Origin of the sequence: Ramlibacter sp., from assembly GCF_028292805.1 — a bacterium.
In the GTDB taxonomy this organism is placed as follows: Bacteria; Pseudomonadota; Gammaproteobacteria; order Burkholderiales; family Burkholderiaceae_C; genus Ramlibacter.
Genome location: NZ_JAQGLS010000299.1, coordinates 1 through 10,367, shown reverse-complemented (window position 1 = coordinate 10,367; position 10,367 = coordinate 1). Strand labels below are relative to the sequence as shown.

Genomic DNA, 10,367 nt, shown 5'->3' with positions numbered 1-10,367 from the left:
CGCGGGCTTCGGCGGCGCTGATCTGGTTGCGCTTGACCAGGTCGGTCAGGTTCTGGTCCAACGTCTGCATGCCCACGCTGTTGCCGGTCTGGATCGACGAGTACATCTGCGCCACCTTGGCTTCGCGGATCAGGTTGCGGATGGCCGAGGTGCCCAGCATGATCTCGTGCGCCGCCACCCGGCCGGTTCCGTCCTTGGTCTTGCACAGCGTCTGCGAGATCACCGCCTGCAGCGACTCCGACAGCATGGCGCGGACCATTTCCTTTTCCTCGGCCGGGAACACGTCGATGATCCGGTCGATGGTCTTGGCGGCGCTCGAGGTGTGCAGGGTGCCGAACACCAGGTGGCCGGTTTCCGCCGCCGTCATCGCCAGCCGAATGGTTTCCAGGTCGCGCATTTCGCCCACCAGGATGCAGTCCGGGTCCTCGCGCAGCGCCGACTTCAGCGCGTTGGCGAACGACAGCGTCATCGGCCCCACCTCGCGCTGGTTCACCAGGCACTTCTTGGACTCGTGCACGAATTCGATCGGGTCTTCCACCGTCAGGATGTGGCCGTACTCGGTTTCGTTCAGGTGGTTGACCATCGCCGCCAGCGTGGTGGACTTGCCGGACCCGGTGGGGCCCGTCACCAGCACCATGCCGCGCGGCTTGAGCGCCAGATCCTGGAAGATCTTGGGCGCGTTCAGCTGCTCCAGCGTCAGGATCTTGGACGGAATGGTGCGGAACACGGCGCCGGCGCCGCGGTTCTGGTTGAAGGCGTTGACGCGAAAGCGCGCCAGGCCCTCGATCTCGAACGAGAAGTCGACTTCCAGGAACTCCTCGTAGTTCTTGCGCTGGGTGTCGTTCATGATGTCGTACACCATGGCATGCACCTGCTTGTGATCCATGGGGTCGACGTTGATGCGGCGCACGTCCCCGTGCACCCGGATCATCGGCGGCAGGCCGGCCGAAAGGTGCAGGTCGGACGCCTTGTTCTTGACGCTGAATGCCAGCAGCTGGGTAATATCCACGGATCCCTCTTCTTTGATACCTCTCCCTCCGACGGCAGGCAGTCCCGGCCCCGGGGTGGCTGGGCAATTATGACCACGATTGCGGACAACCTCCAGCGCCTCCACCAGCGGATCGCCGCCGCCTGCACGGCCGCCGGACGTGACGTGAACGATGTCACGCTGCTCGCCGTGTCCAAGACGTTCGGGCCCGAGGCCGTGCGCGCCGCGCAGGCGCAGGGCCAGGCCGCGTTCGGCGAGAACTACATCAAGGAGGGGGTGGAAAAAGCGGCGCTGCTGGCCGACTTGCAACTGCAGTGGCACTGCATCGGGCCGATCCAGAGCAACAAGTCGCGGCTGGTGGCGGCGCACTTCGACTGGGCGCACACGGTGGACCGGCTCACGGTCGCACAGCGGCTGTCCGAGCAGCGCGACACCCGCTTGCCGCCGCTGCAGGTCTGCATCCAGGTCAACGTCGACGGCGGGCCGACCAAGGCGGGCGTGCCACCGGCCGGGGCGCTGGCGCTGGCGCGCGAGGTGGCCGCCTTGCCGAACCTGCGGCTGCGCGGCCTGATGACGATCCCCGAGCCGGCACCCGACTTCGCCAGCCAGCTGGCCGTGCACCAGAAGGCGCGGCGGCTGTTCGACAGCCTGCGCGATGCCGGGCTGGCGCTGGACACCTTGTCGATGGGCATGACGGCCGATCTCGAAGCAGCGATCCAGGCCGGCAGCACCCTGGTGCGGGTGGGCACCGCCATCTTTGGCGGCCGCAGCGACGCCAATGTCACTTCTTCGGTGGCGCGATCGGCTTGATGTTGCCGCCATCGGCCTTGCGCCACTGGCCGAGCCTTCCATCTGCATTGTCCCGGCCTTGCCCGCCACCGTGGTCTTGACCGTCATGCGGCAGCGGTCGGCCTCGGGCTGGGCATGCAGATTTGCAGCGCCATGCCGCCGCCGGCGGGTGCCATCCGCACACGCTGGCTGGCCGCCAGCGCGACAAGCTACACCCGCAGCGGCAGCTGCGCGCTGCTCTTGACCTCCTCCATCACCGCATAAGTCCGGGTTTCGCGCACCCCGGGCAGTTGCCACAGCACCGTGCCGGCGAAGTCGCGGTAGGCATGCATGTCGGCCACGCGGGTTTTGAGCAGGTAGTCGAAGCCACCGGCCACCATGTGGCACTCCATGATTTGCGGATAGACCCGCACCGCCGCCTTGAAAGCCTCGAACACGTTGGGGGTGGTCCGGTCCAGCAGCACCTCGACGAACACCAGCAGGCCGGCGCCGAGCTTGAGCGGGTTCAGCCGCGCCTCGTAGCCCAGGATGTAGCCGTCGCGCGTGAGCCGCTGCACCCGCGCCAGCACCGCCGTCGGCGACAGCGCCACCAGCTCGGCGAGCTTGAGGTTGGACAGGCGGCCGTCCGCCTGCAGCACCTGCAGGATCTTCAGGTCGATGCGGTCCAGGGCGTCTGCGGTGCAGGCCATGCTCGAAGATTCGTTCGTTGAAGCGACGAACTTTAGCGAAAAACTAGGCCAATGCCGGGCCACCATGGATGCGATCCACAGGAACCCGCCATGCCAGACAGCCCGCAACGCCTGCCCGATCCCTGCCGCCCGGAAGCCGCCGTCGTCACCGACCGGCTGCAGGCGCTGCACGCTGCCCTGGACTGGGCCGCCGCAGTCGCGGTCGCGGCGCCCTGGGTGGAGGCGGTGCGGCGCAACCCGCCGCCGTTCTGGGCGATGGAAAGCCTGCTCAAGGAATACCCGATCTCCAGCGCCGAGGGACTGGCTTTGATGCGGCTGGCAGAGGCGCTGCTGCGGGTGCCGGACGCCGAAACCGCGATCGCGCTGACTGCCGACCAGTTGTCGCGCGCCGATTTCGACGGCGCCGCCGATGGCGCGCTGGCCCGGCTGTCGCGAAGCGCCATCGCGCTGTCAAAGACATTGCTGCCGGGTGAGACTGCGACAACGCAGCCCGGTCTGCTGGGCAAGCTGGGTGCCCGCACCGTGGTCGCCGCCACCGTGCGCGCCGTCCAGTTGCTGGGGCGCCAGTTCGTCCTGGGACAGGACATCGTCCAAGCCATGAGCGAGGCCAGCGGCGCGCGCCGGCGCCAGCCCGGCATGCGCTTTTCGTACGACATGCTCGGCGAAGGCGCGCGCACCGCCGAAGGCGCGGCCCGCTACCTGTCGCATTACCAGGAGGCGATCCGCGCCATCGCCACCCAGGCCGACGCCCGCCAGCCGGTGCAGCACAACGACGGCATCTCGATCAAGCTGAGCGCGCTGCATCCGCGCTACGAGGCGCTGCAGCGCGAGCGCGTGCTGCGCGAGCTGGTGCCGCCGGTGTGGGGCCTGTGCCAACAGGCGGCGCGGGCCAACATCAACCTCACCATCGACGCCGAGGAGGTCGAGCGGCTGGAGCTGTCGCTGGAAGTGTTCGAGGCGCTGGCGCGGCAGGTGGCGCGCCAGCACCCGCGGTGGCGAGGCTTGGGGTTGGCGCTGCAGGCCTACCAGAGCCGCGCGCTGGAATTGATCGGGCACGTGGTGGGGGTCGCGCGCCAGCACCGCATCGGCCTGATGTGCCGGCTGGTCAAGGGCGCCTACTGGGACGCCGAGATCAAGCGCGCCCAGGAGCTGGGGCTGCCGCACTACCCGGTGTTCACCCACAAGCACCACACCGATGTCTCCTACCTGGCCTGCGCCCGCGCCTTGCTGGCCGCGCCCGACGCAATCTATCCGCAGTTCGCCACCCACAACGCCGGCACCATCGCGGCGATCCTGCAGATGGGACGCGCCACCGGCGCGCCGTTCGAGCTGCAACGCCTGCATGGCATGGGCGAAGGGATCTACCGCGAACTGTCGCGGCAGACCCCTTCGGTCGGATCGAGGCCTGTTCCCAACCAGCCTCCCCCCCGAGGGGCAGGAGCCATACCGGTGCGCGTCTACGCGCCGGTCGGCATCCACCGCGACTTGCTCGCCTACCTGGTGCGCCGGCTGCTGGAGAACGGCGCCAACTCCTCCTTCGTGCACCAGCTGGCCGACGAGTCGCTGGGCATGGACGACCTGTTGCGCTCGCCGCTGCAGCTGGTGACCGAAGTGGCGCTGCCACTGCCGCCCGACCTGTACGGCGCCACCCGCCGCAACAGCGACGGCCTCGACCTGGCAGTGCCGGCCATGCGCGCCCCGCTCGCGGCGGCACTGGCGCAGTGCACGCTGCCGCAGATCCCGCTGGCCGACATCGGGCAAGTCCAGTCCGCAGTGGCGAGCGCCGACGCCGCCTTCGAACACTGGTCGGGCACGACGGTCGAACACCGCGCCGGCATCCTGCGCAGCGCCGCCGATGCGATGCAGGCGCAGCTGCCGCAGCTGTCCGCCCTGCTGGTCAAGGAAGCTTGCAAGACCTGGGGCGACTGCGTCTCCGAAGTGCGCGAGGCGATCGACTTCCTGCGCTACTACGCCAATGAGGCCGAGCGTGTCATGCAGCCCATCGCGCTACCCGGCCCGACCGGCGAGACCAACCTGCTGCGGCTGCACGGGCGCGGCCCCTGGGCCTGCATCAGCCCCTGGAACTTTCCGCTGGCGATCTTCACCGGCCAGGTGGCCGCGGCGCTGGTCACCGGCAACACCGTGCTGGCCAAGCCGGCCGAGCAAACCCCGGCCACCGCCGCCGAGGCGGTGCGGCTGCTGCACGCGGCCGGCGTGCCGGCCGCGGCGCTGCAATTGCTGCACGGAGCGGGCGAGACCATCGGCGCGGCGCTGGTGGACCAGCCCGGCATCGCCGGCGTGGTCTTCACCGGCTCCACCGCGGTGGCCAAAGTCATCCAGCGCGCGCTGGCGGCCAAGGACGGCCCCATCGTTCCGCTGATTGCCGAGACCGGCGGCATCAACGCCATGCTGGTCGACTCCACCGCCTTGCCGGAACAGGTGGCCGACGCCGTGGTGCAAAGCGCCTTTCGCTCGGCCGGCCAGCGCTGCTCCGCGCTGCGCCTGCTGTGCGTGCAAGAAGGCATCGCCGACGCCGTGATCGCGATGGTGCAGGGGGCGGCGCGCGAGCTCGCCACCGGCGCGCCGGCGCTGTGGCAAACCGACGTCGGCCCGGTGATCGACGACGAGGCGTTCGAGGGCCTGCAGCGCCACCTGGACCGGCTGCACACGCAGGCGCGGCCGCTGCTGGCGCCCTCGGCATTCGATGCCCGGACCCGGCTCATCGCACCGCAAGCCTTCGAAGTGACAAGCATCGCCGACGTCACGCAGGAGATCTTCGGTCCGGTGCTGCAGGTGGTGCGCTGGCGCGGCGATCCGCAGGCGGTGATCGCCGCCATCAACCGGCTCGGCTATGGCCTGACGCTGGGCATCCAGACCCGCATCGACAGCCGCGCCGAGGCACTGGCGCGCCAAGCCCGCAGCGGCAACGTCTACGTCAACCGCACCATGATCGGCGCGGTGGTGGGCGTGCAGCCGTTCGGCGGCGAAGGCCTGTCAGGCACCGGCCCCAAGGCCGGAGGGCCGCACTACCTGACCCGGTTTTGCGGCGAGCAGACGGTGACCGTCAACACCACCGCCGCCGGCGGCAACGTGGCGCTGCTGGCCTGAGGCGGCCGGCTGCGGCGCCGGCGCTGCGCCGACATCGTCCTTGACCTTGAACTTGGCGACGGTCTGCACCAGCAGGCTGGCCTGCTGCGCCAGGTGCTCGGCGGCGCCCGCTGCCTGGTCCACCATCGAGGCGTTCTGCTGGGTATGGCCCTCCATCTGGACGATGGCCTGGTTGACCTGCTGGATGCCGGCCAGCTGCTCGTTGCTGGCGTGGGCGATCTCGGCGATCAGCGCATTGACCTTGCGCACCGAGGCGACGATCTCGTCCATCGTGCCGCCGGCCTGTTCCACCTGCCGCACGCCGCCCTCGACCCGCCCGCTGGAGTCCTCGATCAGGCCCTTGATCTCCTTGGCCGCCTGCGCCGAGCGCTGCGCCAGCGAGCGCACTTCGGCCGCCACCACGGCAAAGCCGCGGCCCTGGTCGCCGGCGCGCGCCGCCTCCACTGCCGCATTCAGGGCCAGGATGTTGGTCTGGAAGGCGATGCCGTCGATCACGCTGGTGATGTCGGCGATGCGGCGCGAGGCCGCCTGGATGCCCTGCATCGTGCTGACGACGGCGCGCACCGCCTCGCCGCCACGGGTGGCGACGGCCGATGTTTCCTGCGCCAGCCGGTTGGCCTCGCCCGCGCCTTGCGCGTTCTGCTGCACGGTGGCCGTCAATTGCTCGATGCTGGAGGCCGTCTCCTCCAAGCTCGCCGCCTGGTCCTCGGTCCGAGCGGCCAGGCTCGCATTGCCGCGCTCGATGGACTGGGCGCCGCCGCGCACGCCGATGGCGGCCTGCCGGATGTCGCCGACCGCATCGGCCAGCGACATGCGCATCCACTCCAGCGCGCCCACCAGTTGCGCCGTCTCGTCGATGCCGTCGGTTTCCAGCTCCTGCGTCAGGTCGCCCTGGGCGACCTGCAGCGCCGCTTCCCGGGCCGCATGCAAGGGGCGCACCACGCCCCGGGTGGTGACGAAGGCCACCGCCGCGCCGACCAGGATGGCGGCGGCGGCAATGCCGGCGATCAGCGTGACCACCAGATCGAACTGGCCGCGCGCTTGCGCCACGGACGTATCGGCGTCGGCCCGGGCCGCACTGAAGGAGGCCAGCAACAGGCCGTGCAGTTCCCGGTATTTCGGCAGGGCAGTCAAGGCCTGGTCCCGCTTGGCCGCATCGACGGTCTGCTCCTGCGAATCCAGCAGCGGCTTCTCCAGTGCCGCAACGGCGCGGCCGACTTCCAGGATGCTGATGGCGACGGCGCGCGAGCGCTCGCCCGTCGCGACCTCGGAAAAACGGCGCGCCACGCCGCCGTAGGTCATCGTGTTGGCCTGCAGCTTGTGCACCGCGCCGGCCTGGTCCTCCGCCGTGGCGGCGGTGGCCAGCTCGCGGACCATGGCTTCGCGCTGGGCGCCCAGATCCTGCAGCTGGCCGACGACGTCCAGCATCTCGATGTGCTGCTTGACCAGGGTCTCGGCCTGGGCCTGCATGCGTTGCAGCTGGTGCAGGCCGAAGCCGGCCACGCTCACCAGCAGCACGATCATGAAGCCGAAGCTGAGCCAGAGGCGGGTGGCGATGCCCCGGTTCTGAAAGTACCTCATGGCGCCGGATTGCCGGCGCGGGCGGGCTGCAAAGGCATGATTCTCCTGAACGGAAACCGGCGCGGCGCACCGGTCGTAACTTGTAGTTACAGAATTTGCCTTAATGGCCGATCCAGCACAAGGAGCCCGGCACCCCGCTGTAGTGTGAAATCGTCCTTCTCCGTGAAATACCGCATGCCGCGGGCTGCGCCCGCCGGATCAGCACTTCAGGAGATTGCGCGCCAGGCACTCGCGGTCCGGATCGCCCAGCAGCTCCACCGCGCTGGGCAGTTGACCGTCGTAGCCGCCCAGCACCTCGGTCAGCGCCTGCAGCGTGCGGGCGACCTGCGGGTCGGCGCTTTCACCATGCCGGCGCAGCTCGTGACGGGCATCGTCCAGGGCGCGGAACAACAGTGCGCGGGTGTTGCCGCGGATCACCAGGTTGCCGTCTGCCTGCCAGACTGCCTTGTGCATGTATTTCATGAAGGATCTCCCTGCGAAGCCTTCAGGATGCTGCGCCGGCGGCGGCCAGCCTGTGGGTGCAGGCGGAGAGCCGCGGACGGCAGGAATCCGCAGCGGGCGTCAGCGCGCGGCACAGCGGCATCGCCGGTTCGGGCCGCAGCCGTGTCAGCGCCCGCCGCGCCGGGCTGACGGCAGCCGGCGGTGCGGTACGCCTGGCGCAGCTGGCGCTTGAGGACCTTGCCGATCTCGCTGCGCTGCAGTTCGGCAAGAAAGCCGGGCCAGCGCGACGGCCTTCAGCGCCGCGGCGAACCGGGCGCTGGTGCAGAACTTGGTCTTAAAGACGGGTCGCGCCGGTCCAAGTGCGGCAGCGCCATCAGCCGCTGGTCCTGCACCGGAACCAGCATCGCGTGGGTGGCGCGCAGCCGCTCGGCCAGGTCACCCACGCATGCCGTGCGGCTGCACGACGCCCTGGGCCTTGGCCGGTGCTGCCGGACGAACTCCCGCGCATGGACCCGCAACAGGTCGGGCATGGCCTGGAAGGGGGCAATCCGGCGGCTGGGAGATCGATCATCAGGGCCGGGCTGCCCGGCGTTGCACTGTACGGGAGGCGCTGCGTCCGACAAGCCGCCGATGCGACTGCCGACGGCCCACCGGCCCAGCCCGGTCCAGACTGGCTGTATTGCCAACCAAGGAGACGGACATGGCCTTCAGCAGCATCCTCGGCGCGGACGTCGCGCCAGCCCAGCCCAGCGGTCGCGACGCGGACCTGCTGGGTCCCAGCGACAACTCCGACAGCGGCAGCGACGCCATCGGCACCAGCGAAGCCCATGAGGACAGCGACGCGGCCGGCACCGGCTCGCGCGGCGCGGTGGCCGGCTCCGACGCCCGCGAAGGCAGCGACATCATGCCGGACCGCATCGTCAATCTCGCCGAGGGTGAAGGCTTTCCGGAAGCCGACCCCGACGGCATGGAGTTCACCGACCTGGACAACGGCGACGCTGCCTCGGACGAAAACGACATTGGTGGAGGCAAGCCCTGACCCGCGTTGCGGCGACGGCCCCGGACGCAGCGGCCGGGCGCCGGGTCGGCACGGTGCTGCGCAAGACCTTCGGCCTGCACCGGCTGCGGCCCGGCCAGGCGACGGTGATCGAGCGCGTGCTGGCGGGCCAGCCGACACTGGCCGTGATGCCCACCGGCGCCGGCAAGTCGCTGTGCTACCAGCTGCCGGCCCTGCTGCTGCAAGGCCGCACGGTGGTGGTGTCGCCGCTGATCGCCCTGATGAAGGACCAGTGCGAATCGCTGCAGGCCCTGGGCATCGCCGCCGTCCAGGTCAACAGCGCCAACGACAGCGAGGAAGCGCGGGCCGCCGAAAAGGCGGTGGCTGACGGCAGCGCCCGCATCATCATGACCACGCCCGAGCGGCTGGCCGAGCCGGCGTTCCAGGATCTGCTGCTGTCGCACCCGGTGGCGCTGCTGGCGGTGGACGAGGCGCACTGCATCTCGCAGTGGGGCCACGATTTCCGCCCGGCCTTCCTCGAAGTGGGCCAGCTGCTGGCGCGGCTGGGCCGGCCGACGGTGCTGGCGCTGACCGCCACCGCCACCGACGAGATCGCCGCCGACATCTGCCAGCAGCTGGGCATCCCGGCCAAAGGCGTGATCAACACCAGTTCCTACCGCGCCAACCTCGACCTGCGGGTGCTGGCGCTGGCCAGGGAGGCCGACAAGCTGGCGCAGGTCCTCAAGCTGGTGCACGGCTGTGAGGGCAGCGGCATCATCTACTCGGCCACCGTCAAGGCCGCGCAGACGGTGTACGAGGCGCTGCAGGGCGCCGGCGAGTCGGTCGGCATCTACCACGGCAAGCTGGCCGCGGCCGAGCGCCATGCAGTCCAGGAAGACTTCATGCAGGGCCGGCGGCGGGTGATGGTCGCGACCAACGCCTTCGGCCTGGGCATCGACAAGCCCGACATCCGCTTCGTGCTGCACTACCAGCTGCCAGCGACGCTGGAGGCGTACTACCAGGAAGCCGGCCGTGCCGGCCGCGACGGCGCACCGGCGCGTTGCACCCTGTTGTTCCTGCGCGGCGACAAGGCGATCCAGCAGTTCTTCATGGCCGGCCGTTATCCGGACGAGGACGACGCCGCCGCGGTGGTGCAGGCGCTGCAGCAGGATCCGCCCGAAGGCGCCGGCGCCTGGACCCTGCAGCTGCTGCAAGCGCGGGTGGCGCGGCCGCGCTCCAAGGTGCAGGTGGCACTGGGCCTGCTGCGCAAGGACAAGATCGTGGCGCAGGCGCGCGACGGCACGCTGCGGCTGCTGCAAAAGGCGGCCGACGGCGCGCGCATCCGCGCGCTGACCGCGTCCTACGGCCGCAAGCGGGACCTGGACCGGGAGGCGCTGGAGCGCATGGTGTTCTACGCGCAGACCGGCCAGTGCCGCTGGCGCGTGCTGCTCGACCACCTGGAAGGCGGCTCGCCGCTGGAGCGCTGCAACCACTGCGACAACTGCCGCCGCATCGCCGCCCACGAGGAGGCGGTGGTGGAGGAGCTGCTGCGCAAGGCACCGGCCCCCGACGCGCAGGCGCAGCAAGCGGCCGAGCCGACGGCCTTCGCCCGCGGCGAGCTGGTGGAAGTGCGTCGCTACGGGCGCGGCGTCGTCGAGGAGGCCAGCGCCACGCAGGTGACGGTGGCCTTTGCCGACCGCAGCCGGCGCAGCTTCCTGCCCGAGTTCGTGCGCCGGGCGACGCCCGCGCGGCGCGCGCGCAAGCCGGCCGGCGC

Annotated in this window: 8 protein-coding genes and 1 pseudogene; 4 read left to right on the top strand and 5 right to left on the bottom strand. The window is 70.3% G+C overall.

The window, feature by feature from the left end:
* A partial coding sequence (locus tag JWP65_RS18210) for a type IV pilus twitching motility protein PilT (RefSeq protein ID WP_299766297.1) occupies positions 1-1,009 on the bottom strand: 1,009 nt, incomplete at its 3' end.
* Positions 1,010-1,078: 69 nt separating this feature from the next.
* Here JWP65_RS18210 and JWP65_RS18205 point away from each other — a divergent pair.
* Positions 1,079-1,798 carry a YggS family pyridoxal phosphate-dependent enzyme gene (locus JWP65_RS18205; RefSeq protein ID WP_299766295.1) on the top strand — a complete coding sequence of 240 codons (720 nt, stop codon included), beginning with the start codon at positions 1,079-1,081 and terminating at the stop codon, positions 1,796-1,798.
* A 188-nt stretch (positions 1,799-1,986) separates the two neighbouring features.
* Here the strand turns inward: JWP65_RS18205 and JWP65_RS18200 are convergent, their stop codons facing one another.
* On the bottom strand, positions 1,987-2,466 hold the full coding sequence (locus JWP65_RS18200; protein ID WP_299766293.1) for an Lrp/AsnC ligand binding domain-containing protein: 480 nt from the start codon (positions 2,464-2,466) through the stop codon (positions 1,987-1,989).
* A gap of 90 nt (positions 2,467-2,556) precedes the next feature.
* Between JWP65_RS18200 and JWP65_RS18195 the strand changes: the two genes are divergently transcribed.
* On the top strand, positions 2,557-5,574 hold the full coding sequence (locus tag JWP65_RS18195; protein WP_299766291.1) for an L-glutamate gamma-semialdehyde dehydrogenase: 3,018 nt from the start codon (positions 2,557-2,559) through the stop codon (positions 5,572-5,574).
* Here JWP65_RS18195 and JWP65_RS18190 read toward each other — a convergent pair.
* The 3 genes and pseudogenes from JWP65_RS18190 to JWP65_RS18180 form a co-directional block, all read right to left on the bottom strand.
* A complete protein-coding gene (locus JWP65_RS18190; RefSeq protein WP_299766289.1) occupies positions 5,461-7,155 on the bottom strand; it encodes a methyl-accepting chemotaxis protein in 1,695 nt (564 codons plus the stop codon). The genes JWP65_RS18195 and JWP65_RS18190 overlap by 114 nt on opposite strands.
* A gap of 198 nt (positions 7,156-7,353) precedes the next feature.
* Complete coding sequence (locus JWP65_RS18185) at positions 7,354-7,617, bottom strand: hypothetical protein (protein ID WP_299766286.1); 264 nt, start codon at positions 7,615-7,617, stop codon at positions 7,354-7,356.
* 239 nt (positions 7,618-7,856) lie between these two features.
* Positions 7,857-8,030: pseudogene (locus tag JWP65_RS18180) on the bottom strand (4-coumarate--CoA ligase); the annotation flags it as partial.
* Between the two features lie 266 nt (positions 8,031-8,296).
* Here JWP65_RS18180 and JWP65_RS18175 point away from each other — a divergent pair.
* Both JWP65_RS18175 and JWP65_RS18170 read left to right on the top strand, forming a co-directional pair.
* Entirely contained in the window at positions 8,297-8,635 is a 339-nt protein-coding gene (locus JWP65_RS18175) for a hypothetical protein (RefSeq protein WP_299766284.1), read from the top strand.
* Positions 8,636-8,688: 53 nt separating this feature from the next.
* The coding region (locus JWP65_RS18170) for an ATP-dependent DNA helicase RecQ (protein WP_299766283.1) at positions 8,689-10,367 on the top strand (1,679 nt) is incomplete at its 3' end.